This is a genomic window from Sulfitobacter sp. 1A15106 (assembly GCF_043556995.1).
Lineage (GTDB): Bacteria > Pseudomonadota > Alphaproteobacteria > Rhodobacterales > Rhodobacteraceae > Sulfitobacter > Sulfitobacter faviae.
Map to the genome: position 1 here is coordinate 452,862 of NZ_JBIFFM010000001.1, position 25,189 is coordinate 478,050.

At 64.4% G+C, this 25,189-nt stretch carries 27 protein-coding genes; 14 read left to right on the forward strand and 13 right to left on the reverse strand.

The genetic code is table 11. The annotated features are described in order from the left end of the window. The first annotated feature begins 29 nt into the window (after positions 1-29). Positions 30-2,471, forward strand: a complete 2,442-nt coding sequence (hrpB, locus tag ACGYKA_RS02190) for an ATP-dependent helicase HrpB (protein WP_394411771.1) — start codon at positions 30-32, stop codon at positions 2,469-2,471. Between the two features lie 54 nt (positions 2,472-2,525). Here the strand turns inward: hrpB and msrB are convergent, their stop codons facing one another. The 4 genes from msrB to ACGYKA_RS02210 form a co-directional block, all read right to left on the reverse strand. After that, positions 2,526-3,008, reverse strand: a complete 483-nt coding sequence (msrB, locus tag ACGYKA_RS02195; protein WP_394411333.1) for a peptide-methionine (R)-S-oxide reductase MsrB — start codon at positions 3,006-3,008, stop codon at positions 2,526-2,528. 82 nt (positions 3,009-3,090) lie between these two features. Beyond that, entirely contained in the window at positions 3,091-3,645 is a 555-nt protein-coding gene (locus ACGYKA_RS02200) for a fasciclin domain-containing protein (RefSeq protein WP_067268384.1), read from the reverse strand. Positions 3,646-3,816: 171 nt separating this feature from the next. Then, on the reverse strand, positions 3,817-4,509 hold the full coding sequence (locus ACGYKA_RS02205; protein WP_394411336.1) for an anti-sigma factor domain-containing protein: 693 nt from the start codon (positions 4,507-4,509) through the stop codon (positions 3,817-3,819). Further along, positions 4,506-5,006, reverse strand: a complete 501-nt coding sequence (locus ACGYKA_RS02210) for a sigma-70 family RNA polymerase sigma factor (RefSeq protein ID WP_209218390.1) — start codon at positions 5,004-5,006, stop codon at positions 4,506-4,508. Before ACGYKA_RS02210 ends, ACGYKA_RS02205 begins: the two co-directional genes overlap by 4 nt. Before the next feature lie 256 nt (positions 5,007-5,262). Here ACGYKA_RS02210 and ACGYKA_RS02215 point away from each other — a divergent pair, with 256 nt between their 5' ends. Genes ACGYKA_RS02215 through ACGYKA_RS02230 form a run of 4 tightly spaced genes read left to right on the forward strand, consistent with a single transcriptional unit; the run spans position 5,263 to position 9,352 of the window. Continuing rightward, positions 5,263-6,465 carry an NAD(P)/FAD-dependent oxidoreductase gene (locus ACGYKA_RS02215; protein ID WP_394410260.1) on the forward strand — a complete coding sequence of 401 codons (1,203 nt, stop codon included), beginning with the start codon at positions 5,263-5,265 and terminating at the stop codon, positions 6,463-6,465. Continuing rightward, a complete protein-coding gene (locus tag ACGYKA_RS02220; protein WP_394411339.1) occupies positions 6,462-7,241 on the forward strand; it encodes an HpcH/HpaI aldolase/citrate lyase family protein in 780 nt (259 codons plus the stop codon). The genes ACGYKA_RS02215 and ACGYKA_RS02220 overlap by 4 nt, the downstream gene beginning before the upstream one ends. A 12-nt stretch (positions 7,242-7,253) precedes the next feature. After that, positions 7,254-8,096, forward strand: coding sequence for an NAD-dependent epimerase/dehydratase family protein (locus ACGYKA_RS02225; RefSeq protein WP_394411342.1), 843 nt, complete (start codon positions 7,254-7,256; stop codon positions 8,094-8,096). Positions 8,097-8,119: 23 nt separating this feature from the next. Further along, positions 8,120-9,352 carry a mandelate racemase/muconate lactonizing enzyme family protein gene (locus ACGYKA_RS02230; RefSeq protein WP_394411345.1) on the forward strand — a complete coding sequence of 411 codons (1,233 nt, stop codon included), beginning with the start codon at positions 8,120-8,122 and terminating at the stop codon, positions 9,350-9,352. A gap of 224 nt (positions 9,353-9,576) precedes the next feature. Here ACGYKA_RS02230 and ACGYKA_RS02235 read toward each other — a convergent pair whose 3' ends face one another. Further along, entirely contained in the window at positions 9,577-11,751 is a 2,175-nt protein-coding gene (locus ACGYKA_RS02235) for a thiamine pyrophosphate-dependent enzyme (protein ID WP_394437808.1), read from the reverse strand. Between the two features lie 125 nt (positions 11,752-11,876). Continuing rightward, positions 11,877-13,100 carry an acyl-CoA dehydrogenase gene (locus ACGYKA_RS02240; RefSeq protein WP_394411351.1) on the reverse strand — a complete coding sequence of 408 codons (1,224 nt, stop codon included), beginning with the start codon at positions 13,098-13,100 and terminating at the stop codon, positions 11,877-11,879. A 97-nt stretch (positions 13,101-13,197) separates the two neighbouring features. Here ACGYKA_RS02240 and ACGYKA_RS02245 point away from each other — a divergent pair, with 97 nt between their 5' ends. After that, entirely contained in the window at positions 13,198-14,097 is a 900-nt protein-coding gene (locus ACGYKA_RS02245) for a LysR substrate-binding domain-containing protein (RefSeq protein ID WP_271688083.1), read from the forward strand. Positions 14,098-14,186: 89 nt separating this feature from the next. Further along, complete coding sequence (locus ACGYKA_RS02250; protein WP_394411354.1) at positions 14,187-14,516, forward strand: hypothetical protein; 330 nt, start codon at positions 14,187-14,189, stop codon at positions 14,514-14,516. A gap of 70 nt (positions 14,517-14,586) precedes the next feature. On the opposite strand, the gene ACGYKA_RS02255 is transcribed toward ACGYKA_RS02250, so the two are convergent. Both ACGYKA_RS02255 and ACGYKA_RS02260 read right to left on the reverse strand, forming a co-directional pair. Then, the gene (locus ACGYKA_RS02255) at positions 14,587-15,000 is read right to left on the reverse strand and encodes a VOC family protein (RefSeq protein WP_271688085.1); all 414 of its coding nucleotides are present in this window, start codon (positions 14,998-15,000) and stop codon (positions 14,587-14,589) included. A gap of 178 nt (positions 15,001-15,178) precedes the next feature. Continuing rightward, the gene (locus ACGYKA_RS02260; RefSeq protein WP_394411357.1) at positions 15,179-16,738 is read right to left on the reverse strand and encodes a bifunctional metallophosphatase/5'-nucleotidase; all 1,560 of its coding nucleotides are present in this window, start codon (positions 16,736-16,738) and stop codon (positions 15,179-15,181) included. Positions 16,739-16,867: 129 nt separating this feature from the next. On the opposite strand from ACGYKA_RS02260, the gene ACGYKA_RS02265 reads away from it, so the two are divergent. From ACGYKA_RS02265 to arsC, 3 genes are read left to right on the forward strand one after another with little or no spacing between them, the layout of a single operon-like run. Next, positions 16,868-17,218, forward strand: a complete 351-nt coding sequence (locus ACGYKA_RS02265) for a DUF952 domain-containing protein (protein ID WP_394411360.1) — start codon at positions 16,868-16,870, stop codon at positions 17,216-17,218. Further along, positions 17,215-18,258, forward strand: coding sequence for a quinone-dependent dihydroorotate dehydrogenase (locus tag ACGYKA_RS02270; RefSeq protein ID WP_394411363.1), 1,044 nt, complete (start codon positions 17,215-17,217; stop codon positions 18,256-18,258). Before ACGYKA_RS02265 ends, ACGYKA_RS02270 begins: the two co-directional genes overlap by 4 nt. Further along, entirely contained in the window at positions 18,255-18,596 is a 342-nt protein-coding gene (gene arsC, locus ACGYKA_RS02275; protein ID WP_394411366.1) for an arsenate reductase (glutaredoxin), read from the forward strand. The genes ACGYKA_RS02270 and arsC overlap by 4 nt, the downstream gene beginning before the upstream one ends. Here the strand turns inward: arsC and ACGYKA_RS02280 are convergent. Genes ACGYKA_RS02280 through ACGYKA_RS02290 form a run of 3 tightly spaced genes read right to left on the reverse strand, consistent with a single transcriptional unit; the run spans position 18,593 to position 20,899 of the window. Then, positions 18,593-19,945, reverse strand: a complete 1,353-nt coding sequence (locus tag ACGYKA_RS02280) for an MATE family efflux transporter (protein ID WP_394411774.1) — start codon at positions 19,943-19,945, stop codon at positions 18,593-18,595. The two genes, arsC and ACGYKA_RS02280, sit on opposite strands and share 4 nt — an antisense overlap. A gap of 22 nt (positions 19,946-19,967) precedes the next feature. Further along, positions 19,968-20,480, reverse strand: a complete 513-nt coding sequence (locus ACGYKA_RS02285; RefSeq protein WP_209218213.1) for a PaaI family thioesterase — start codon at positions 20,478-20,480, stop codon at positions 19,968-19,970. Continuing rightward, positions 20,477-20,899 carry a PaaI family thioesterase gene (locus ACGYKA_RS02290; RefSeq protein ID WP_067261213.1) on the reverse strand — a complete coding sequence of 141 codons (423 nt, stop codon included), beginning with the start codon at positions 20,897-20,899 and terminating at the stop codon, positions 20,477-20,479. The genes ACGYKA_RS02285 and ACGYKA_RS02290 overlap by 4 nt, the downstream gene beginning before the upstream one ends. A 119-nt stretch (positions 20,900-21,018) precedes the next feature. Here ACGYKA_RS02290 and ACGYKA_RS02295 point away from each other — a divergent pair, with 119 nt between their 5' ends. Next, complete coding sequence (locus ACGYKA_RS02295) at positions 21,019-21,399, forward strand: MerR family DNA-binding transcriptional regulator (RefSeq protein ID WP_067261191.1); 381 nt, start codon at positions 21,019-21,021, stop codon at positions 21,397-21,399. A 9-nt stretch (positions 21,400-21,408) separates the two neighbouring features. Here ACGYKA_RS02295 and ACGYKA_RS02300 read toward each other — a convergent pair whose 3' ends face one another. Both ACGYKA_RS02300 and ACGYKA_RS02305 read right to left on the reverse strand, forming a co-directional pair. Further along, the gene (locus tag ACGYKA_RS02300; protein ID WP_271688094.1) at positions 21,409-21,633 is read right to left on the reverse strand and encodes a hypothetical protein; all 225 of its coding nucleotides are present in this window, start codon (positions 21,631-21,633) and stop codon (positions 21,409-21,411) included. Between the two features lie 99 nt (positions 21,634-21,732). Next, positions 21,733-22,494, reverse strand: a complete 762-nt coding sequence (locus ACGYKA_RS02305; RefSeq protein WP_394411369.1) for a LuxR C-terminal-related transcriptional regulator — start codon at positions 22,492-22,494, stop codon at positions 21,733-21,735. 185 nt (positions 22,495-22,679) lie between these two features. Between ACGYKA_RS02305 and ACGYKA_RS02310 the strand changes: the two genes are divergently transcribed. The 3 genes from ACGYKA_RS02310 to ACGYKA_RS02320 are packed head-to-tail and all read left to right on the forward strand — an operon-like array spanning position 22,680 to position 25,177. Next, positions 22,680-23,081: a MerR family DNA-binding transcriptional regulator gene (locus ACGYKA_RS02310; RefSeq protein WP_067261195.1), complete on the forward strand. Its 402-nt coding sequence runs from the start codon at positions 22,680-22,682 to the stop codon at positions 23,079-23,081. Between the two features lie 52 nt (positions 23,082-23,133). After that, on the forward strand, positions 23,134-24,915 hold the full coding sequence (locus tag ACGYKA_RS02315; RefSeq protein ID WP_394411371.1) for an acyl-CoA dehydrogenase C-terminal domain-containing protein: 1,782 nt from the start codon (positions 23,134-23,136) through the stop codon (positions 24,913-24,915). A 49-nt stretch (positions 24,916-24,964) separates the two neighbouring features. Further along, entirely contained in the window at positions 24,965-25,177 is a 213-nt protein-coding gene (locus ACGYKA_RS02320) for a hypothetical protein (RefSeq protein WP_067261198.1), read from the forward strand. Positions 25,178-25,189: the final 12 nt, after the last annotated feature.

Below are 25,189 nucleotides of genomic sequence, written 5' to 3' on the forward strand. Positions count from 1 at the left end.
CCATCCCCACCCTTGGCGCGGCGCGCGCGATGACCGATAACCGCGCCATGTCCAACGCTGATTTCGCCCTGCCCATCGACGCCGTCCTGCCGGATGTGATCGCCGCCCTGCGCGACACGGGCCGTGTGGTGCTGCAAGCGCCCCCCGGCGCGGGCAAAACGACGCGGGTGCCGCTGGCGATGCTGGAGGCCGGGCTGACCCCGGGCCGCATCCTGATGCTGGAACCGCGCCGCCTTGCCGCCCGCGCCGCCGCCGCGCGGATGGCGGAAAGCCTTGGCGAAGAGACCGGCCAGACCGTCGGTTTCCGCGTGCGCGGTGCCTCGGCGGTGTCGAAATCCACGCGCATTGAGGTCGTCACCGAAGGCATCCTGACCCGCATGTTGCAGGACAACCCGGACCTGCCGGGCGTCGGTGCGGTGATCTTCGACGAGTTTCACGAGCGCTCGCTCAACGCCGATCTGGGCCTTGCGCTGGCGCTCGAGGTCGCGGGCGCCCTGCGCGACGACCTGATGCTGGTGGCTATGTCCGCCACGCTCGACGCCGCGCCGGTGGCCGCGCTGATGGCGGCACCGATCGTGACCTCAGAGGGCCGCAGCTTCGAGGTCGAGCCGCGCTGGCGCGACAAGCCCGTGGGCAAGCAGCGGTTTGAGAATGCCGTGGCCGATCTTACCCTGAAGGCGCTGTCTGAGGCGCCCGGCTCGGCCCTCGTCTTTCTGCCCGGCGAGGGCGAAATCCGCCGGGTCGAAGCGCTTCTGCGCCCCGCCCTTCCGCAGGATTGCACCCTCGCCCCGCTGTTCGGCGCGCTCGACTTCAAGGCCCAGCAGGCCGCCATCGCGCCCGCGCCCTCGGGCCGCAAGGTGGTGCTGGCGACCTCCATCGCCGAGACCTCCCTGACCATCGAAGGCATCCGCATCGTCGTCGATGGCGGCCGGTCGCGCCGCGCGCTTTTCGATCCCGCCTCCGGCATGTCGCGGCTGGTGACCGAGCGGGTGACCCGCGCCGAGGCCACGCAGCGCGCGGGCCGGGCCGGACGCCTCGACACCGGGGTCGCTTACAAACTGTGGACCCGGGGCGAGGAAGGCGCGTTGGCTGCCTTTCCCCCGGCCGAGATCGAGGCTGGCGACCTCACTGGTTTCGCGCTGGAACTGGCGCTCTGGGGCGCGCAGGCCGAGGAGTTGAGCTTCGTCACCCCGCCCCACGCGGGCCGTCTGGCCGAGGCGCAGGCGGTCTTGCAGATGTTGGGCGCGCTCGACGCTGCGGGCCGCATCACCGAACATGGCCGCGCCTTGGCAAAGCTTCCCCTGCACCCGAGGCTGGCGCATATGGTCACGCGCGGCGGGCCACGTGCGCCGATGCTGGCCGCCCTGCTGGCCGAACGCGATCCGATGCGCGGCGCGACCGTCGACCTTGCGCTGCGAATGGACGCATTGGCCGGAAAACGCACCGCCACGCCGCCCCATGCGCCCACGCTCTCCCGCATCAAGGCCGAGGCGAAACGCCTTGCCCGCAGTGCGAAGGGCGACGGGCCGGACGCCTTGGGCGTGCTGGCGGCCCTCGCCTACCCCGACCGCGTCGGTCTGCACCGCAAGGGCGAGGCGCCGCGCTACGTGCTTTCGGGCGGCAAGGGCGCGGTGCTGCCCGAGACCGACCCGATGGCGGGCGCGCGGCTCTTGGTGGCCACTGACCTCGACGGCGACCCGCGTGAGGCGCGTATCCGGCAGGCGGCGCTGATATCGGACGCCGAGCTGCGCGCCACCTTTGCCGATCAAATCCACTGGCAGGATGTCTGCCTATGGTCGCGCCGCGAGGGGCGTGTGCTGACCCGCAAGCAAGAGGTCTTCGGCGCGCTGGTTCTGGAAGACCGCACATGGCCCGATGCGCCCGCCGATGCGGTGGCGGTTGCGATGCTGGACGGTGTGCGGCAATTGGGGCTGAACCCCGGCAAGACGGCGGCGCTGTTTCTGGCCCGCGCCCGGCTGATGCCCGCGCCCTTCCCCGATTTCAGTGAAGCGCATCTGATGGAGACGCTGGAAGACTGGCTGCTGCCGCATCTGGCGGGCGCGCGCAGCAGCGCCGATTGGAAAGGGTTCGACATCACCCCGGCGCTGAAAGACAGGCTGAGTTGGGAGCAGCAACAAGAGTTGGACCGCTCGGCCCCAGCCCATTTTGAAACCCCGCTCGGGCGACGCGTGGCCATCGACTATAGCGGTGAGACCCCCGGCATCGCGTTGCGTTTGCAAGAGATGTTCGGCGTGACGCGGCACCCGACGGTGGGCGGCCAGCCGTTGCAAGTCACCCTGCTGTCGCCCGCGCAGCGCCCGGTGCAGGTCACGATGGACATCCCCGGCTTTTGGGCAAGCTCCTATGCCGATGTGCGGAAGGACATGCGCGGGCGGTATCCGCGTCACCCCTGGCCCGAAGACCCCACAGTGGCGGACCCGACCCTGCGCGCCAAACCACGCGGCACCTGACAGGGCAACGCGCGCCGACAGCGGCGCGCGCTCCGTTTGGGTGAGACCGATCTGTTAAGCCGCGACGAATTTTAGCGAGACGCCGTTGATGCAATGCCGCTTGCCCGTCGGCTCCGGCCCGTCATCAAAGATATGGCCCAGATGGCTGCCGCAGCGGTCGCAATGCACCTCGGTCCGCCGCATGAAGAAACTGTTGTCGGCCATGGTCCCGACCGCATTGTCGAGCGGCTGATAGAAGCTCGGCCAGCCGGTGCCGCTTTTGAACTTGGTCGCCGCATCGTAAAGCGGCTGATCGCAGCCTTTGCAGATGAAGGTGCCGGGGCGTTTCTCGTCGTTCAGCGGGCTGGTAAAGGCGCGCTCGGTATCGCCTTCGCGCATCACGGCATATTCCAGCTCGCTCAGCATCGCGCGCCACTCGGCCTCGCTGCGGGTAATCTCGAAGTCGCCCTCGACATAGGCCGCCGATGCGCCACGCGCGCCCAACCCGATGGCGGTGGCGCCCAGAAAGGTCGATGTCAGAAAATGACGTCTGTTCATGGTGTTACTCCTCGCGTTCGGATTGGGTTAACGCCGGACCAGCATGGAGGTACTGGCCCGGCCACATCATGCGGGTTGCCTCTTACTTGGGCACCAGCACGCTGTTTACAACGTGGATCACCCCGTTGGACTGGTTCACATCTGCGATAGTCACGCGCGATGCATTGCCGCTTTCGTCGATGATATAGACGTTGCGGCCCTTCACCTGCGCCGACAGCGCATCGCCGGAGACGGCGTTGAAATGGTAGAACCCATCGCTGGAGGCGCGAGCCTTGGCGGCGATATCGGCGGCGGACCATTTACCGGCCACCACATGAGCGGTCAGCACTTTGGTCAGCATGTCCTTGTTCTCGGGCTTGAGCAGGGTCTCGACCGTGCCCGCGGGCAGCGCGTCGAAGGCGGAGTTGACCGGGGCGAAAACGGTGAACGGCCCTTCGGAGGCCAGCGTGTCGACCAGACCGGCGGCCTTCACGGCGGCGACCAGCGTTGTGTGATCGGCGGAGTTCACGGCGTTTTCGACGATGTTCTTATTCTCGAACATGGGCGCGCCGCCCACTTCGGGATTGGCGGCGATGGCACCGGTGGCCAAAAGCGCGGCGGTGGCGGTGGCGGCGGCGAATGTCTTGAGCGTCTTCATTGGATTTCCTCCCTTGAATGCCCCCCGTTGTGGGCGGCGATACTGGACCCACGGGGCAGAGGTGAGAGGAGTTTCAGAATGGTTCAGAAAATTTGCGGAAAAATCATAACGCGCTGTAAAGGAAACGAAAAATGAAACGCCCTGCTCGGTCAAAGCAGGGCGTTTCGGGGTTTAGAGTTCCGCCACGGCACCGGCGGCCATAACGGCCCCGGTGGGGATACCGCCGGGTGCACCGCCCGGTGGCTCGTCCGTGATCGCCAAGGTGATCTGCGCCGCCTCGGGTGCCAGATCGGCGGGCAAGGTCACGCGGTTAACCTCCCCCTCAGGCAGCACGCCCAAAGAGATCGGCGCGCGGTCCGGCAGGATCGCCCAAAGCTCCAGCACGCGGCCCGCGGGCGCGTCGCCCGAGACACGGCGCAACGCGATATCGCCGCGCGACATGTCCATGACGGCAAGCAATTCCAGCGCGCTGTCCTCGGCCGCCATGCGGGTGGCATAGACCTCGGCCGGGAGCTGCATCGGCGGCTCGCGCAGCATCGGCAGGGCAAGGAAGGCCACGGTGGCCAGTGCTGCCACCGACACCCCCTGCCACAGCCAGAGCCGCTGCAGCAGTGGCACATGCCGCGCGGGGAAGAGCCGAGACATCAGCGCGCGGCGCAGCTTAGCGGGCGGGGCGACGGGGGCGATATCGTCGGTCATCGCCACGAAACGCTCCTGCCAATCGGCCACGCGGCGGGCAAAATCACGGTCTTGCATCAGCCGGGCGCGTGCCGCGGCACGGTCTTCGCCTTCCAACAGGCCCAAGGCCATTTCGGCGGCCAGCAGATCGTCGTCTTCGGGCGGGGTGATGGGGGTGTCGCTCATATGCTCATACACTCCCGCAGGGCCATCAAACCACGGCGCAGCCATGTGCGCATGGTGTTAAGCGGCACGTTGAAACGCTGCGCAAGCTCGGCATAGCTGTCGCCATCAAGGTACGCCCCGCGCACCGCAGCACCGCGATCCGCTTCAAGATCATCCAGACAATTGGTCAGCCGCTTGGCCTCTGACGCGGCCACGGCGGATTGCTCGGGGTTCGGCCCCGGCGCGGCCAGTTCCAGCCCCGGCGTGTCGATATCCTGATGGCCCTTACGGGTGGCGCGCAGCCGGTCGATCGCCGTGTTGCGCGCAATGGTAATCAGCCACGTCATCGGCGACAGGCCATTGGCCTGATAGCGGTCGGAATTATTCCAGATTTTGACGAAACTGTCCTGCATGGCATCCTCTGCTGCGGCGCGTGTGTCCAACACACGCAGGCAGACCCCGAATAGTTTCGCCGACACCCGATCATAAAGCGCCTCAAAGGCGGCACGGTCCCCCATTGCGACCTGCGCAATCAGACGCTCAATCTCTTCGCGGTCGCTGTCCAAGGGCCACTCCTTTGGGCGGTCATCTGTGTTGCGGCATCGCGCTCATGGTGCGACAGCCGCAGTAAAAGTCAACCCTGCCTCATTCATGGGCACAGGCGCAACCCATCGCCGCAAAACGAAAATTCGCGCCGCGCTTCACAAAGATTGCAGGCTTTGAATGCTTAGGCTACCCACGATTCAGAGGGGAATGCGCAAAGGGAGACTGTGCATGCAAAACGCGCTTGAGACGTCCTATGACGTGGTGATCGTGGGCGGGGCCATCTATGGTTCGGCTTTGGCTTGGTGGCTAACCAACACGCCGGGGTTCGACGGCGAAGTGCTGGTGGTCGAGCGTGATCCAACCTATGAATTCGCCTCGACCAGCCATACGAATTCCTGCATCCGCCAGCAGTTCAGCGCCCCCGTGAACATCCAGATTTCGCAATTCGGGGCCGAGTTCATCAAAAACTTCCGCCAGTTCATGCATGACGATCCCGAGGTGCCGGAACTGGCGCTGCAAAGCTTTGGCTACCTCTATCTTGCCGACACGCCCGAGTTTGCCCAGACCCTGCGCGAGGCGCAGGGCATCCAAACCTCCATGGGCGCGCACACCCAGCATATGACCAAGGATGAGATCGCCGCGCGCTATCCCTTCTACATGCTCGACGATGTGATCGCTGCCAATCACAACACGGTGGATGAGGGCTATTTCGACGGCGGCACGATGTTCGACTGGTTCAAACGCATGGCCAAGCGCCGCGGCGTGACCTTTGTGCATGACGAGGTGACCGGCATGGTGCTGAACCCCGCGGGCAGTGCGGTGGATGCGGTGACGCTGAAGTCCGGCGCGACGGTCTCCTGCGGGACGGTGGTCAATGCCTCTGGCCCTCGCGCGGCGGCGACGGCGCAGATGGCCGGGATCACCCTGCCCGTGGTGCCGCGCAAACGCTACACCTTCATCTTCGACGCCGCCGAGCCGCTTGAGATGGACCTGCCGCTGACCATCGACCCCAGCGGCGTGCATATGCGCCAAGAGGGCAAATATTATATGGCAGGCTGCCCGCCGGAGGATGACTACGACGCGGCCTATGACGATTTCACCTTCGACCATTCGATCTGGGAGGAAAAGGTATGGCCCACCATCGCCACCCGCGTTCCGGCCTTTGAGCGGGTCAAGGTGATCAATGAATGGGTCGGCCATTACGCCTATAACACCGTCGACCAGAACGCGATTCTGGGGCGGCACGACAAGGTCGCGAACTTCGTCTTCATGAACGGCTTTTCCGGCCACGGCTTGCAGCAGGCCCCTGCCATCGGGCGCGGCACGGCAGAGTTGATCACCCATGGCGGCTACCGCACGCTCGACCTCACCCCGCTAGACTACGCGCGGATCGTGCGTTCCGAGAAATTCGTCGAAAGGGCCGTGATATGAAATTGCGCGAGAACAGCTTCCTCACGGCCATCCGCGCCGGTCAAAAGCAGCTTGGCCTCTGGGTCTCCCTCTCCAACGGTTATGCCGCCGAGGTGGTGGCCCATGCGGGCTATGACTGGGTGATGCTGGATATGGAACATGCGCCCAGCGACATGGCCTCGGTCCTGGGGCAGTTGCAGGCGTTCTCGGGCAGTGAGACCACGGCGATGGTGCGGCCCGACTGGAACGATGCGGTCAAGGTCAAACGGCTGATGGACCTCGGCGCGCCGGGGCTGCTGTTTCCCATGGTGCAGACACCTGATGAGGCCCGCGCCGCCGTGGCCGCCTGCCGCTATCCGCCCCGCGGCATTCGGGGCGTGGCCGGGCTGAACCGCGCCAACCAATTTGGTCGGGTCGCGGATTACAATACCGAGGTCGAGAACCAGACCGCCATCCTGATCCAGCTTGAAACCCGCGCCGCCGTCGAAAACGCCGCCGCCTTTGCCGAGGTTGAGGGGGTCGACGGTATCTTCTTTGGCCCCGCCGATATCGCCGCCGACATGGGCCATCTGGGCCAGACCCTGCACCCCGAGGTCTGGGAGGTGATCCGCCCTGCGGCCAAACTCTTGATGGACAAGGGCATTCCCGTCGGCACGCTGGTCACCGACCCCGAGTTCGCCGCCCAACTGCTGAACGAAGGCTTCACCTTTGTCGCCTGCGGCACGGATGTGGGCCTTTTGGCCCAAGGTGCCGATGCCCTGCGCGCGAAGGTGCGCGACAAGATTTCTGAGACGTGAAAGGAAGATGTAATGAAATTTAAGAAACTGGTCCTGACAGGCGCCGCCGGGCGCCTCGGCTCCTATCTGCGCGAGCCGCTGGCCGCGATGTGCGAAGAACTGGTCAGCTCCGACATCGCCGAGGACATTGGCAAGCTTTACGACGGTGAGCGTTATCAGAAGGCCGATCTGGCGGAATACGACCAAGTCGCGGCCCTGATGGAGGGCGCCGACATGGTGGTGCATTTCGGGGCCATCGTGGACGAGAAACCCTTCATGGAACTCTTGGGCCCGAACTTCGTCGGCTCTTACAACGTCTGGGAATCGGCCTATCAGGCCGGGGTGCGCCGCGTGGTCTATGCCTCTTCGATCCATGCGGTGGGGATGCACAAAAAGGCCGATTTCATCGGCATCGACGCGGCCCACAAGCCCGATACGTTCTACGGCCTCGCCAAATGCTTCACCGAAGACCTCGGCTCCATGTATTGGGACAAGCGCCAACTCGAATCCGTGCATCTGCGCATCCTGAGCGCGGCACAGGTCAACAACTCCCGCGCGCTCGGCTCTTGGCTCAGCTATGACGACCTGATCCAGCTGGTGACCCGCGCGGTGGACACGCCCTCGGTCGGTTTCTCGGTGATCTATGGCGTGTCGAACAACGACCGCGCCCCGGTGGACAACTCAAAAGCCGCCTTCCTCGGCTACCGTCCCAAGGATAACGCCGAGCAGTTCGCCGAACAGGTGCTGGCCGAGGAAGGCCCCGTCGACATCACCGACCCCGGCCAGATGTGCCACGGCGGCCCCTTCGCCAAGGTCGATCTGGGCGAAAGCGGCATCGCGCAGATGACCATCGTCGACGACAAAAAAGAGACCTAAGCGACCAGACGAAAGGGACCGTCATGAAACTGCAAGACCTCGATATCATCGTGACGGCCCCGCCCGCCCCCGGCTGGGGCGGGCGCTATTGGATATTGGTCAAACTGACCACCGACACCGGCATAACCGGCTGGGGCGAATGCTATGCCGCCAGCGTCGGGCCGGACGCGATGCGCGCCGTGATCGAAGACGTTTTTGCCCGCCATATGCAGGGCGAGAATCCCGAGAATATCGAGTTGATGTTCCGCCGTGCCTATTCCGCAGGCTTCACCCAGCGGCCAGACCTGACCGTCATGGGCGCGTTTTCGGGGCTTGAGATCGCCTGTTGGGACATCTTGGGCAAGGACCGCGACCGCCCGGTGCATGCGCTGATCGGCGGGCGCACCAATGACCGGGTGCGCGGCTATACCTACCTCTACCCGCTGCCGCATCACAGCATGGCGGATTTCTGGACCTCGCCCGAGATGGCGGCGGAATCGGCGGCGGATTGCGTGGCGCGCGGCTATACGGCGGTGAAATTCGACCCCGCCGGCCCCTATACGCTGCGCGGCGGGCATATGCCTGCGATGTCGGACATCAGCACCTCGGCGGCGTTCTGCAAGGCTATCCGAGAGGCGGTGGGCGACCGCGCCGACCTGCTATTTGGCACCCATGGGCAGTTCACCACCGCGGGCGCAATCCGGCTGGGCCAAGCGATCGAACCCTATAGCCCGCTGTGGTACGAAGAGCCGATCCCGCCAGACGCGCCTGAGCAGATGGCCAAGGTCGCGCGCGGCGTGCGCGTCCCTGTGGCCACGGGCGAGCGGCTGACCACCAAGGCCGAATTCGCGCCTTTGTTGCGGGCCGGGGCGGCGGAGATCCTGCAACCGGCCCTTGGACGTGTGGGCGGCATCGCGGAGGCCAAGAAGATCGCCACCATGGCCGAGGTCTATAACGCGCAAGTGGCGCCGCATCTCTATGCCGGGCCGGTGGAATGGGCCGCGAATGTGCAGCTTGCCACCGCCATCCCGAACATCCTGATGTGCGAATGTATTGAGACGCCGTTCCATGACCAATTGATCAAAGGGTCGATCCGGGTGGAGGACGGCTTCATCACCGCCCCCAAAGCGCCCGGTCTGGGGATCGAAGTGGATGAGGCGCTGGCCCGCGCGCATCCTTACACAGGCGATGGCCTGCATCTGGAGATGCGCGAAGAGCCTTGCGATTATGTGAATGGGAATAACTTCCAAGGCGGCGCACCGGCGGATAGCCACTAAGGGCCATCGCCTGCCCGCGGGTCGGCGATCCAACGTGCCTTCGTGCCGCTTTATGGTTCAACCATGATGTGCTTGAGCAATGTGCCACCCAGCCTCATCAAATCGCCTACCCGGTCGCACCGAAGGTGCGCCCAGCATATTCTGGCACGCCTTCGGCGTGACGGGCGGGCAGGCGATGGCCCGGCGCCTGCGGCTTGTTCCGGGCCGGGTGGCAGAAGCTAACCCTACCCCAGCAAGTCCCGCGCCGCCGTCACGATGCCCTCGCGCGAAGGCAGCGTTGCCGCGTAGGCTGGCCCCGTGGCGATAAAACTGTCCTCCGCCGTCAGCCGAGCAAACTTTGCCACACCGCGCTCCGCCATCAGCGCCATCAGCGCCTCGGCCTGCCCGCCCGTCCGACGACACTCGTCAACGATCAGCACCGGACGATCCCCGATGGCCTCGATCAAAGCATCCTCCGGCAAAGGCGCCAGCCAGCGCAGGTCGATCACCCGCGCATCAACACCTGCCTCGGCCAAATCGCGCGCCGCCTGCTGGCTCAGATAATGCCCGTTGCCGTAGCTCACGATCGCCAGATCACCGCCCGCACCCGTGACCCCGACCTCGTCCAGACCGATCCGCCGGTCAGGCGCCGGATAGTTCCGCATCCAGCCGCCGTCCCCGGCCTCCATCAGGTCGCGCATTGGGTAGAGCGCGATGGGCTCGACAAAGACCACAACGCGCTGCTCCTCCCGCGCCAGACGGTGCGCCTCGCGCAGCATCATCGCCGCGTCGTCCCCCGCCGAGGGGCAAGCGATGACGATACCCGGAATGTCGCGCAGCACGGCCAGTGAGTTGTCGTTATGGAAATGCCCGCCGAACCCTTTCTGATAGCCCAGCCCCGCAATGCGCAGCACCATTGGGTTGCTCCATTGCCCGTCTGAGAAGAAGGGCAAAGTCGCCGCCTCGCCGCGCAGCTGGTCCTCGGCATTGTGCAGATAAGCGAGGAACTGGATCTCCGGCATCGGCACGAAGCCGTTGTGCGCCATGCCGATGGCGAGGCCGAGGATGCTCTGCTCATCCAGCAGCGTGTCGATCACCCGACCGGGGCCAAAACGGTTCTGCAGCTTCTGGGTGACGCCATAGACCCCGCCCTTGCGACCTACGTCCTCGCCCATCAGCATGGTCTCGGGGTGCGAAAGCATCAGGTCGTGCAGCGCCCAGTTGATCAGCCGCGACATCGGCTGGGGATTGTCCATCTGCCCCATGTCGCTGCCAAAGGTGTCAGCCCGCGCCTCCGCGCTCGGCCCGTTGCTGGGCGCGCAGTCGCGCTTGGGCGGCACGAGGCTCGCCATGACGTCCGACGCCGTCTTCAGCCGGGGGCGTTTCACCACCTCGTCAGCCGCCTTCGCGACCGCGGCTTGCGTATCGCGGTAGATCGCCAGCGCCTCTTCGTTGGAAGCCCCAGCCTCCACCAACAGCCGTGCGGAATGCAGCAGCGGATCGTTGGCCTCATCCGCCTCCACCTCAGCGCGGGGCAGATAGGAGGTCGCCACATCCGCCCCGGCATGGCCATAGAGCCGCACGGTGCGCAGATGCAGGAAAGCCGGCTTGCGATGCACGCGCACGTAGTCCCCCGCCGCCTTCGCCGCCGCATAGGCCGCGTGCAGATCGAGCCCGTCGCCCTCGAAATACTTCAACCCCGGCCGCGCCGACATCGACGCCTTGATCCATCCCGTCGGTGTCTTGGTCGAAATCCCGATGCCATTGTCCTCGCAGACAAAGAGCAGCGGCAGCGGCACGCCCTGCACGGCGGTCCAGCAAGCGGCGTTGATCGCGCCCTGCGCGGTGGAGTGATTGGCCGAGGCGTCGCCGAAGCTGCACATGGCGATGCCGTCGCGCGGCAGGATCGCGTGCTCAGGCCGGTGCCGCCGCGCCATGCCGATGGAATGCGCGGCCCCTACCGCCTTGGGCAGATGGCTCGCGATGGTAGAGGTCTGCGGCGGGATCATCAGTGGGCGCGAACCCAGCACCTTGTGCCGCCCGCCGCTGGTCGGGTCCTCCGCCGAGCAGGCAAAGCTCAGGAGCATGTCGCGCATCATGTCCTGCCCCCCGGCCTGATCGGCACGGGCGATCTGAAAGGCCGCGTCGCGGTAATGCAGGAAAGCGATGTCATCGACGCGCAGCGCCGCCGCCACCGCTGCCATCCCCTCGTGGCCGGAGGAACCGATGGTGTAGAACCCCTGCCCCTCCTTCTGCATGACGCGGCTTTGCAGATCAAGCGCTCGGCTCAGCACCTGCGCGCGGTAGAGCTGCTCCAACTGGTCGCGATCAAGCGCCTTTTGCGGGGAGGTGGAAACGGGAAAATCCCCCGCCGCAACGCGACGGAGGAAGTTCTCATGAACGATGGCAACGCGGTCCATGGGGCCTCTTGAAATAGAAATTAATCGCTCTCGGCGAAAGCATGTCGGCCAGAAAGAAAGGCGGCGCCCCTCTTTCTGGCCATAAGTTTTTTCGGTGGCCGGGGGGTGCCCCCCGAAGCCAGTATTTAGAAGAACGCCTGCAGGCCGGTCTGGGCGCGGCCCAGGATCAGCGCATGCACGTCATGGGTGCCCTCGTAGGTGTTCACCGTCTCGAGGTTCATCATGTGGCGGATCACCTGGAATTCGCCAGAGATGCCGTTGCCGCCGTGCATGTCGCGCGACATGCGTGCGACGTCGAGCGCCTTGCCGCAGTTGTTGCGCTTCACGATCGAGATCATCTCGGGGGCGGCATTGGCGGCGTCCATCAGGCGGCCCACCTGCAGTGACCCCTGCAGGCCAAGCGAGATTTCGGTCATCATGTCCGCGAGTTTCTTCTGAAACAACTGGGTCTGGGCCAGCGGCTTGTTGAACTGCTTGCGGTCGAGACCGTATTGCAGCGCGGCGTGCCAACAGAATTCGGCGGCGCCCATCGCGCCCCAGGAGATGCCGTAGCGGGCGCGGTTGAGGCAGCCGAAGGGACCTTTCAGGCCTTCCACGTGCGGCAGCAGCGCATCCTCGCCCACTTCGACACCGTCCATCACGATCTCGCCGGTGATCGAGGCGCGCAAGCTGAGCTTGTTGCCGACCTTCGGCGCGCTGAGACCCTTCATGCCCTTTTCCAGCACGAAGCCGCGGATTTTGCCGTCATGCGCCTCGGACTTGGCCCAAACCACAAAGACATCGGCGATGGGGGAGTTCGAGATCCACATCTTGGAACCGGTCAGCTTGTAGCCAGTGTCGGTCTTCACGGCGCGGGTTTTCATGCCCGCGGGGTCGGAACCCGCATCGGGCTCGGTCAGGCCAAAGCAGCCGATCCATTCGCCCGAGCAGAGCTTGGGCAGGTATTTCTGGCGCTGCTCCTCGGAGCCATAGGCATAGATCGGATACATGACGAGGCTCGCCTGCACCGACATCATCGACCGGTAGCCGCTGTCCACACGCTCGACCTCACGGGCGACGAGACCGTAGGAGACGTAGCTGCCGCCCAGACCGCCGTATTCCTCGGGGATGGTGACGCCAAGAAGGCCCATCTCGCCCATCTCGCGGAAGATCTCGGGGTCGGTCTTTTCCTCGGCAAAGGCTTCGATAACACGCGGTTGCAGCTTTTCCTGCGCATAGGCGCGGGCGGAATCGCGGATCATGCGCTCGTCTTCGGTCAATTGGCTGTCGAGGCGGAAGGGATCCTGCCAGTCGAAGGTTCCAAGATCGGGTTTGTCCTTGGCGCGCAGCTTGGGGGCGTCAGCGGTCATGATGCATCCTTTCGGGTGATGTGATTTGCGGCAGTATTGCAAATCGGCGGCGCGAACTCTATCGCTGCTTTGTCCTGAGTTCATGAGAAAAAGTCATATGATCGCGCCGCGCCGCTTCCTGCCTTCGATCTCGGCCCTGCTGTCTTTCGAGGCGGTCGTGCGGCTCGGCACCGCCACGGCGGCGGCGCAGGAATTGAACCTCACGCAAAGCGCGGTCAGCCGTCAGATCAAGACGCTGGAGGAACAGCTGGGCGTGACGCTGATGATCCGTCAGGGCCGCCGTCTAACCCCGACGCAAGCCGGATTGGATTATGTAACGCAGGTGCGCGACATCCTGAACCGGCTGGCGCAGGCCTCGGTCTCGGCCCGGACAAACCCCACGGGCGGCACGCTTAATCTGGCGATCCTGCCTGCCTTCGGGATGCATTGGCTGGCCCCGCGCCTGCGCGATTTCGCGCGCGACCACCCGGAGGTGACGGTGAACCTATCGACCCGGCTGCGGCCCTTTACCTTTGCGGGCAGCCGATTCGACGCCGCCATTCATTTTGGTCATGAAGATTGGCCCGGCGTGCGCTACCTGCCGCTTTTGCCGGAAACGGTGGTGGCGGTCTGCGCGCCCGACCTGCTGCCCGCACCCTTGGAGGATGCACGCGACGTGCGCCATCTGCCGCTGCTTCACCTAGAAACCCGCCCGCGCGGATGGGCGCGCTGGCTGTCCTCGCTCGGGGTGACGGATGAGCCGCCGGGCGGCATGATGTTCGACCAATTCTCGACCATGGCGCAGGCGGCCATTCACGGGCTGGGGGTGGCGCTGCTGCCGACCTTCTTCGCCCGCCCCTACCTGCGCGACGGGCAATTGGTGCTGGCCGCCTCGCCCACCACGCAGAGCATCGGCAACTACTACCTCGTCTGGCCTGACGACCGGGACGAGACGGCGGCGCTTGCGTCATTCCGCGGCTGGCTGGCCCAGCAGGCGGAGCCTGCGACGGCAGGATGAGCCGCGCAAAGCTGGCCCAAGTTATGCCGCATTTACCTTGTATGAAACCGGCTAACCCGCCCGCATCGGGCGTTCCAAAGGAGCAGATGATGCTAAGTTCATACCGCAAAAGCACCGGCGCTCTGGCCCTTGCCCTGAGCCTCTGTGCCGCTGGCGCCATGGCCGAAAGCCGCAACGTGCTGATCGTCGACGGCGCCTATTTCCCATCGCTGTCCCATGTGCAGCCGGGCGATCAAGTGGTCTTTACCAACAACGCCACCGGCAGCCATACGATCACCGGCGAGGATGAGGCATGGACCAGCGGGCCGATCCCCGTGAACGGCAGCTACACGCTCAACATCACCGCACAGACCCCGACGCGTTTCAGCGGGCAAACCTTGGAAGAGCCTGCTTTCGAAGGGGCGATCAGCTTCGACTGAGCCCGCACCGGTTTCAGCCCTTCAAAGCCCCGCTTGCGACAGCGGGGCTTTGTCGTTTCAGCGCTTGGCCTTATTGGGCAAAAACGCGGTCCATATCGGCGAACCCTTTGACCTCGATCGGATTGCCCGACGGGTCGCGGAAGAACATGGTCGCTTGCTCGCCCGGCTCCCCTTCGAAACGCAGCGAGGGTTCGATCACGAAGTCGACCTCTGCGCCCTTCAGCCGCTCCGCCAGCGCCTTCCAATCCTCCATCCGCAGGACGACGCCCAGATGCGGCATCGGCACCATATGCTCACCGACCTTGCCGGTGGCCTCTGTCTTGAAAGGCTCGCCCAAATGCATGGAGATCTGATGGCCGAAGAAGGAATAATCGACCCAAGTTTCGGTCGAACGGCCTTCGGTGCAGCCCAGCACATCGCCGTAGAAGGCGCGGGTCTCATCAAGGTCGCGGACGTTATAGGCAAGGTGGAAGGGGGTGAGCATAGCGGTCTCCTATTTGGTTACCGCATGTGTATCCCTTGGCGGGAGAGGTGCAAGGGGCTGGCTTGTGGGGGGACGCGCAGCTTGGGCATCAGCCCGGAATCAAGGGCCCTGCCCGGCTATTTGCAAACAAAAAGGGCGCGCCCCGCTGGACGCGCCCTCTCGCTGAGGCCCGGGGCCCTTACTTCATCTTGATGCGGCCATCGGTGTAGGGTTTGTAGCTGCCGTTCTTCGCCAGATACTCCGCCGTCACATCCGCCAGATCGGGGCCGAAGTCATAGGCATTCTCGGCGTCCTTGAACATCGCGTAGCCGTCGCCGCCATTGCGGACATAGTTGTTGGACACGGCGCCATAGGTCTTTTCGGGATCAATCGGTTCGCCACCCACCATCACATCGCTGATGCGGCTGCCGGGCTCGGCCTTGGGATCAAAGGTATAGGACATGCCCGCCACCTGCGGGAAACGGCCCGCGCCGTCTTCCAACTGGCTCACCCCGTTTTCCAAGGCTTCGATCAGGGTCGCACCGCTGATCTGGAAGGTCGAGAGCGCGTTCTGGAACGGCAGCACGGTCAGCACCTCGCCCATGGTCACCTCACCCGCGTCGATGGAGGCGCGCAGGCCGCCCGCGTTGGAGATCGCCACGTCGATGCCCTGATCCTTGACCCGGTCCAGCATCGCGTCAGAGACAAGGTTGCCCATGGCGCACTCCTGCGCGCGACAGATGTCACGGCTGCCTTCGATGGTCTCCGATGTCTCGGCCACGACCTTCTGGCGCAGCTCCTCCAGCGGGGCGGCGCGTTCGGCCACCAGATCGACCGTCGCCTGATCCTCTTCGACCGAGGCGTCGAGCAGGATCGGATCGCCGGAGATCGCAGTCACCTCGCCCGCATCATCGAAGGTGACGTTCAGCTCGCCCAGATATTTGCTGTAGGCATAGGCCTGCACGATCGGCACGTCGTTGACCATGGTCGGGTAAGCGCCCTCGGCCCGCTCTTCGCTGTTGCTCAGAAGCGTATGAGAATGGCCGCCGACGATCAGGTCGACGCCGGTCAACTCCTCGGCCAGCCGCTTGTCGCCCGCCAGCCCGATGTGAGTGAGCAGGATGATCTTGTTAACCCCATCCTCGGTCAGCGCGTCGATCTCGGCCTGTGCCGCATCCGCTGCGGGAGAGAAGATCACCTCCGCCCCGGGCGAGGAGGTCTCGGGCGTATCTTCGGCAAGGACGGAAACGATGCCGATCCGCTCTCCACCAACCTCAACCACGGTGGATTTGCCGATCTCGCCCTCCAGCCCCTCGACACCGCTCACGTCGATATTGGCCGAGAGCACGGGGAAATCGACCTGTGCCACGAAATCGGCCAACCCCTCGGGGCCGTCGTCAAACTCGTGGTTGCCCACGGCCATCACGTCATAGTCGAGCTTCGACATGAACTCAGCCGCCATGTCACCCTTGTAGCGCGTGTAGAAAAGCGAGCCTTGGAACCAGTCGCCCGCATCCAGCAGCAGGTGGTTCTCGCCCGCGCGTTCGCGTGCGGCTTCGATGGCGGTGACCATGCGCGCGACGCCGCCAAAGCATTTGCCCTCGGCGTTATCCTCGGCGCTGCAGGGGCCGTCATATTTGCTGATCGGCTCGAACCGGTCATGGAAATCATTGGTATGCAGAATGGTCAGATTATACTCTGCCGCCGCCATGCCGCTGGTCAAAGCCAGCGCAGCGGTCGCGGTCAGGAATCGTTTCATGATAGTTCCCCTGTTGCTTGTTATGCCGGTATCGTGGCGCGGGGTTTGGCCCGTGTCAAAGGTCATATGACCTGCCCTATGGTCACCCGCGGGTCTTGACCCCGCCCCGCCCGGCGGGCATCAGAAGCCATGCTGATTTTCAAGATATTCCGCGCAGACGAATGGGCTGCGCTGCGCAAGAATGGGGTCTCGGACGGGGCGCCGGTCGATGTCACCGATGGCTATGTGCATTTCTCCACCGCCGAACAGGCCGCTGAGACTGCCGCCAAACATTTCAAGGGGGAGGACGGTCTGTTCCTTCTCGCGCTTGAGACCGACGATCTGGGTGATGCGCTGAAATGGGAACCCTCGCGCGGCGGTGCGCTTTTCCCCCATCTCTACCGCCCGCTCAAGATCGAAGACGTGGTCTGGGCGCAGCCTTTGCCGTTGGTCGACGGCGTGCATGAATTCCCCGCCGGATTGGGCGAGGCCAGCAAATGACGCCGCTGTTGGAAAGGCTGGGCCTGCGGGCGCTGCACCGGGTCGATCCCGAAGCGGCGCACGGTCTGGCGATCCGCGCGCTGCGGGCGGGGCTTGCGCCCGCGCCGGGGCCGCAGACCTCTGCGCGGCTGCACACAACGCTTGCGGGGCTGGACCTGCCGAACCCTGTCGGGCTGGCGGCGGGGTTCGACAAGAACGCCACTGCAATCGCCCCCCTCTCCCGCGCCGGTTTCGGCTTTGTCGAAGTGGGGGCCGCCACGCCCCTGCCCCAGCCCGGCAATCCGCGCCCGCGCCTGTTTCGCCTGACCGAGGATCGCGCCGCGATCAACCGTTTCGGCTTTAACAACGAGGGGATGGAGGCGATCTGCGCCCGGCTTTCACGCCGTGGCGCGAGGGTGCCGGTGGGGCTGAACCTTGGTGCGAACAAGACCAGCCAAGACCGCGCCGCCGACTTTGCCCGCGTGATGACCGCCGCGCGCAATCACGTCGATTTCGCGACGGTCAATGTCTCGTCCCCCAATACCGAGAAGCTGCGCGACCTTCAGGGCAAAGCGGCGCTCTCGGCCCTGCTCGAAGGGGTGATGGACGTGCGCGGCGCCACGCCGGTTTTCCTGAAAATCGCCCCCGATCTCAGCGAAGCCGAGATTGAGGATGTGGCCGAGGTTGCCCAAAATTCGGGCGTTGCTGCCATCATCGCGACCAATACCACGCTTGACCGGACTGGCCTTGCCAGCGCCCATGCAGGCGAGGCGGGTGGTCTGTCGGGTGCGCCGCTGTTCGACCGCTCGACCCGCGTCTTGGCGCGGCTGGCGGGGCTGACGGATATTCCGCTGATCGGCGTCGGCGGGGTGTCGGACGCGCAGACCGCCTATGCCAAGATCTGCGCCGGGGCCTCTGCCCTGCAACTTTACACCGCGCTGGTCTTCGGCGGTCTCGGACTGGTGCGAGAGATCACCACCGGGCTGGATGCACTCTTGGCCCGCGATGGTTTTGCCAGCGTGGCCGATGCCGTGAGCAGCAAACGCGAGGATTGGCTATGATCACCCTATGGCATAACCCGCGCTGTTCGAAATCGCGGCAGACGCTGGCATTGATCGAAGCGGCGGGGGTGGAAGTAACCCTCCGCCGCTACCTCGAAGACGCGCCGACACGGGATGAGGTCATCGCCGCCCGCGACGCCCTTGGCCTGCCTGCGATCAAGATGATGCGGACGGGCGAGAAGCTGTTCAAAGAGTTGGGCCTGACCAAGGACAGCCCCGAAGAGGCTCTGATCGACGCCATGGCCGCCCATCCGATCCTGATCGAACGCCCCATCGCCTTTAGCACTGGCCGCGCAGTGATCGGCCGCCCGCCCGAAGCGGTGCAGGCGCTGCTCTAGCCCGCCGCGCGTTCCAAGGCCGGGTAGCGCAGCGCCAGCGTGATGCCGCGCACCACGAAGGACACCAGAAGCGATATCCAAAGCCCGTGATTGCCCAAGCTCGGCACCAATGCCAGCGCGGTCACGGCATAGATCAGAAACGACACCAGCATCATATTGCGCATGTCGCGCGACCGCGTGGCGCCGATGAAGATGCCGTCGAACATATAGGCAGCACAGCCCAGCAGCGGTGCCGCGACCATATAGGGCAGATAGACCCGGGCGAGGTCTTGCACCTGCGGGGCCTTGGCCATCAGGTCGATAATCGCGCCACCGCTGACGGCAAAGACCACCGCCAACAGCAGGCTGACCAACAGCGCCCAAGCGGAGGTCAGCACCGCCCCGCGCCGCAGGACATCGCGCTGCCCCGCGCCGTAGGCCCGGCCAATGATCGCCTCGGCGGCGAAGGCGAAACCGTCCAGCCCGTAGGAGGTGATCATCAGGAATTGCAGCAGCACCTGATTGGCCGCCAAGGTCACATCGCCCAAGCCCGACCCCATGAAGAGGAAGGAGACAAAGATCGCCTGCAACAAAAGCGAGCGGATCAGGATATCGGTGTTCACCTGCATCATGCGCGTCCAGCGCGGCCCGTCAAAGACCTGCGCCCAATCGCGCCACGCCACCCCTGCGAAAGCCGCGCGGCAGAACCACAGGCCCAAGGCCGCGCCGCTCCACTCCGCAAGGAAGGTGGCGATGGCGACGCCTTCGACACCCCAACCGAGGCCCAGAACGAACCACAGGTCCAGCAGGATATTCAGCCCGTTCATCCAGACCTGCAACACCAGCACGGCGCGGCTGCGCTCCTGCGCGATGAGCCAGCCGGTGATCGCATAGATCGAGATCGCGGCGGGGGCAGACCAGATGCGGATCGCCATATATTGCCGCGCCAGCCCCTCGACCTCGGGCGATCCGGGGGCGATCTGGAACGAGGCCCAGAAAAGCGGCCATTGCAGCGCCATCAAGGCCAGCCCCGCCCCCGCGCCGATCAAAAGCCCGCGCGTCAGCAATGCGGCGACCTCGCCCTCTTCGCCATTGCCCGCCGCCTGCGCGGTGAGGCCCACGGTGCCCATCCGCAGAAAGCCGAAAATCCAGTAGAGCGCCGAGAGGATGATCGCCCCCAGCCCCACCGCGCCGATGGGGGCGGCGGCGCCCATCTGCCCCACCACGCCGGTATCGACCGTGCCGAGGATCGGCACGGTGGCGTTGGAGATGACAATGGGAACCGCGATCTTGAGCACGCGGCGGTGGGTCACCACATCGCGCGCCGCCAGCGTGCCACGCTCAACCGCGCGCACCTCTGCGTCGGTCAGTGGCTCGGTCTCTGATTGCGGCTCAGCCACGCCGTTGTGGCATCAGGAAATGGCCCGTGGCCTGCGCAAAAATACGGCTGCGGTTGTCCTGCCATGCCTCGACATGGACACTGGCATAGCGCCGCCCCGAGCGGTTGATCCGCGCCCGCGCATAGGCATCGCGCGGCAGGCCCGACCGCAGGTAATCCACGGTGAAATCGATCGTCTTGGGCAGCCGCGGCAAGTGGTCGGCATCCAGATTGTCCAGATCGAGCGCGCCACTTTCCATATCCTCCCAGATCAGCCCCCAGCTGAGGGTGATGATCGCGGTCGCCTCAAGAAAGGCCGCCGTGGCCCCGCCATGCAGAGCGGGCAGGATCGGGTTGCCGATCAGCTGCTCGGAAAAGGGCATGATGCCGGTCAGCTCATCGCCACGGCGCTCGAACTCGATGCCCAGAAAGCGAATATAGGGCACGCCCTCGACCATGGCGCGCAGCACCCCGTCGCGGCGTTGCTTGATGACCTGAACCGGCTCCGGCTTGCGACGTGTGGTCATGTGTGCCCCTCCACGGTGAAAGTACCGGTCGCCGTGGCGACAAGATTGTCGGCGTCCTCATCCGTCGTCGTGGCCCGCACGAAGGCGACCGAACGGGTGACGTGATAGCAGGTCGCGCGGGTGATGATCGTCTGCCCCGGTGTAGCGGCGCGCAGATATTCGATCCTAAGATCCATCGTGGCGGTGGCCGCCGGGTTGCTCGGGTGGCTCATCACCGCAGCCCCGCAGCAGGTGTCCATCAGCGCCGAGACCGCCCCGCCGCTGATCACCCCGGTCTGCGGGTCACCGATCAGCTTGTCGTCATAGGGCATGGTGATCACGGCAGAGCCATCGCCCAACTCCTGCAACTCCATCCCCAGTGCCATGGAATGGGGCAGCGCCTGAATGAACTGTCGCGCCAGCTTTAATTTGTCGGACATGCAACCCAACCCCCCTGCGTCTGGTTTTGTCCTTTATCAGGGCGAGATAGCCAAAGGGCAAGACCGCCTGTTGCGCATCCCCGCGCCTGACCATAGTTTGCCTGAAGGGAGAAGATGCTTTGGACGATGAACGCCTGACATTCAAAGAGATGTGCGCGGCATTTGACGTGACGCCACGCACGTTGCGCTATTACGAGTATATCGAATTGCTGCAACCGCACCGTGAGGGGCGCTCGCGTTTCTATGGCCCGCGCGAACGGGCGCGGATGAAGCTGATCCTGCGGGGCCGCAAGTTCGGCTTCGCGCTGGAGGACATCCGCCAATGGCTGTTGATCTATGAGAAAGAGGGGACCGAGGCGCAGATGCGCACTTGGGTCACCATGGCCGATGGTCAATTGGAAGAACTGGCCGAGCAGCGCCGCCAGTTGGACGAAGCCATGGCGGAATTGCAAAAGCTGCGCGACGACACCGCCGCGGCCATCGCCTCGGACAAGGGCTGAGCGGCGGGCTCAGCGGCTGTTGCGCTGCGCCAACTGCCCGATGAGCATCTGCAAGTCCGCCGTGATGCGGATGAGATCGGACACCACATCCGCGCTCGCGTCTCCGGCCAGATCGAATGCGCCGTTTTCGATGGTCTCGGACGCGCCTTTCAGCTCTGCAACTACGCGCGCGCGCGTTTCTGCCACGGAACCGTTTTCAGCCCCGCTACCTGTCTGCTCTTGTTTTTCTGACATGCCTCGTGCCTCTTTAGGTCGAGCGCCCGCACCTACAGCCCCCACGACGTGGGGTCATGTCACGCAGTCACGCGACAGCGACGCGAGGTCAACCTTGCACTAGGGCGCGCCCTCTTTCGGGCGGCGCAACAGCCCGGCGCCGAGCCCGCGAATGGCAGCGGTGGTGCGGTCATTCACCTCAAGCTTGGAGAAAATTCGCCGCACGATCGTATCGACCGTATGGGGCGAAATCCCAAGGATCTCGGCAATGACCCCGTTGCTCTTGCCCGTGGCAATCCACTCCAACACCTCGACCTCGCGCGGGGACAGGCCGAAATCACGCGGCGATTGGCTTTCGGCCAAGGCGCAATAGCGCAGATGCGCGATTTGGGCGGCGCTGAGAAGCTTATACAGCTCCCCCAGGGACAGCCGCGCCTGTTTCGCGGCAAAGCCCAGCCCCACCACGGCGGAATCCCCGCCCGGGCCATGTACCCTGAGCGACACGCCGTCATTCGGATAACGCCGCATCAACCCTTTCATATAGTGGTCTTCCGCAGCAGTCAGCCGCGCCGTGCGGGCCACATCGGACCAGTAGATCGGCATCACCTGCTGCCGGGCCAGCGCCTCGACCGGGCTTTCGCGCAGCTTCTCTATGTCCAGAAACTGCGAATGCCACCGCGGTCCATCTGTCCCACTGCTGTCGAACTGATAGAGGATCGCAGGCGCGCCGGGGCTGTCCCCGTGATAGCTGACCAGATCAATTCCAAGCCGTTGATAGTAGGCCAGACCGCAGGCCAAAATGCCCGCCGCACTTGTGGCGTTCTGCGCACAGTGGACCAGCGCGTCCAGCGTCATCGGCCCGCTTTGATCGAGGTTTGCCATCTCCCACCCGTTCTGATGCCCAGCGCCATGAGGGCGGCGCACGCCCGCCAGCCTTTCAAACCTAAATGAAATTCCCCTGCGCACAAAGTGACGCAACGTATCACTTACGTCAACGTCAGCTCCCATTGTATCAGCAGGGTCAGCCCCCAACTGAAGTCTCGAAACGACGATTGGAGAGTGATGAGATGACCGCCGACACGCTGACCATTCGCCAGATGTGCGACGCTTTCGAAGTGACCCCCCGCACCCTGCGGTTCTACGAAGCGAAAGAGCTGCTCTTCCCATTGCGCGAGGGCCAGAAACGCCTGTTCACCAAAAGCGATCGCGCCCGGCTCAAGCTGATCCTGCGCGGCAAACGCTTTGGCTTCAGCCTCGAAGAAATTCGCCAGCTGCTCGACCTTTATCATATGGGCGACCAGCAGCAGACGCAGATCGCTGCCGCCTATGAGATCGCCCGCGCCCGTCTGGCCGACCTCGAGTCGCGCCGCGAAGAGCTGAACGAGGCCATCGAAGACCTTAAGGACCAGTTGAAATGGGGGGAAAAGATGATCGCCTCCATGAACCAACCCCGCCGCGCCGCCGAATAACCTCTGCGACGCCGCCCCTCACATCCATAAAAAGAAGACCCGGAGAGCAAAGATGCCCAGTTACACAGCCCCTACCAAAGACCTGCAATTCGTTCTGCACGACGTGCTGAAGGTGACCGAAAGCAAGACCCCCGGCTATGATGAGCTGGAGCCTGATTTCACCTCCGCCATCCTTGAAGAGGCGGGCAAGCTGACCTCCGAAGTGCTCGCCCCGCTGAACGTCGTGGGCGACAAGGAAGGATGCCGCTTGGAAAACGGTGTAGTCTATACGCCGAAAGGGTTCAAAGAAGCCTTTGAAAAGGTGAAAGAAGGCGGCTGGCCCGGCCTCGACATGCCCGAAGCCTATGGCGGGCAGAACATGCCCTACGTCCTCGGCACCGCCGTGGGCGAGATGTTCTCCGCCGCGAACCAGGCCTTCACCATGTACCAAGGTCTGACGCATGGCGCGGCCTCGGCGATCCTTGCTCATGGCACCGACGCGCAGAAGGACACCTACCTGCCCAAGATGGTCTCTTGTGAATGGACCGGCACCATGAACCTGACCGAGCCGCATTGCGGCACCGATCTGGGCCTGATGCGCACCAAGGCGGCGCCGCAGGACGACGGCAGCTACAAGATCTCTGGCCAGAAGATCTTCATCTCCTCGGGTGAGCATGACATGGCCGACAACATCATCCACCTCGTGCTGGCCAAGATCGAGGGCGGGCCTGAGGGCATCAAGGGCGTGTCGCTCTTCATCGTGCCCAAGTTCATGGTCAACGAAGATGGGTCTTTGGGGGAGCGCAACGGCGTCTCCGTCGGCTCCATCGAAGAGAAGATGGGCATCCACGGCAACTCCACCTGCGTGATGAACTACGACGGTGCCACCGGCTATCTGCTGGGGACCGAGCACAAGGGCATGCGCGCCATGTTCACAATGATGAACGAAGCCCGCGTCGGCGTCGGCATGCAGGGGCTGGCACAGGCCGAAGTCGCCTATCAGAACGCTGTGATCTACGCCAACGACCGCCTGCAGGGCCGCGCCGTGACCGGTGCCGTGGCGCCTGAAAAGCCCGCCGATCCGCTGATCGTTCACCCCGACATCCGCCGCTCGCTGATGGACCAAAAAAGCTTTGTCGAAGCCGCCCGTGCCTTCATCCTATGGGGGGCCACGATGATCGACGCGGCGCACCGCGCTGAGGATAAGGACGCAGATGGCCTCGTGTCGCTGCTCACCCCGGTCATCAAGGGCTTCCTGACCGACCAAGGCTACGACATGACCGTGAAGGCGCAGCAGGTCTACGGCGGCCACGGCTATATCGAGGAATGGGGCATGTCCCAATTCACCCGTGACGCCCGCATCGCACAGATCTACGAAGGCGCCAACGGCGTGCAGGCGCTTGACCTCGTGGGCCGCAAACTGGCGCAGGACGGCGGCAAGCATGTCATGGCCTTCTTCGACCTCGTGAAGGGCTTCATCAAGGACAACGCAGGCCAAGACGCCGAATTCGACGCGGCCTTTCTTGAGCCCCTGAAGGCGGCCAGCAAGGACCTGCAATCGGCGGGCATGTACTTCATGCAGAACGGCATGAAGAACCCCAACAACGCGCTCGCCGGGTCCAATGACTTCATGCATATGTTCGGTCATGTCTGCCTCGGCCTGATGTGGGCCAAGATGGGTCTGGCGGCGAAAGAAGCATTGAAGAACGGCAGCGGCGACGCCACCTTCTACGAGACCAAGCTGGCCACCGGCCGCTACTATATGGCGCGCCAACTGCCCGCCACGGCCCTGCACCTGACCCGCATCCAATCGGGCGCGGATACGGTCATGGCGTTGGAGGCCGCAAACTTCTAAAACGGGGGGTGGGGGCAAGCCCCCACCCTGCCCAACACCCGGAGAGACCATGCCCAAACGCTTCCGCCTGACCCGCCGCTTCCCCGTCGCCATGACCGAAGAAGGCTACCGCAGGCTGAAGAAGTTCAGCACGGATGCAGGTCTTGATGAGGGGGAAGCGCTGTCGTTCCTGTTCGAGAATTTCAACTCGGTCATGAACGAGGAAAACCTGATCGCGCGGCTGCGCCTGTTCAACGCCGAACTGGACGCCCGCAAACGCTGAACCCTTGGGGAG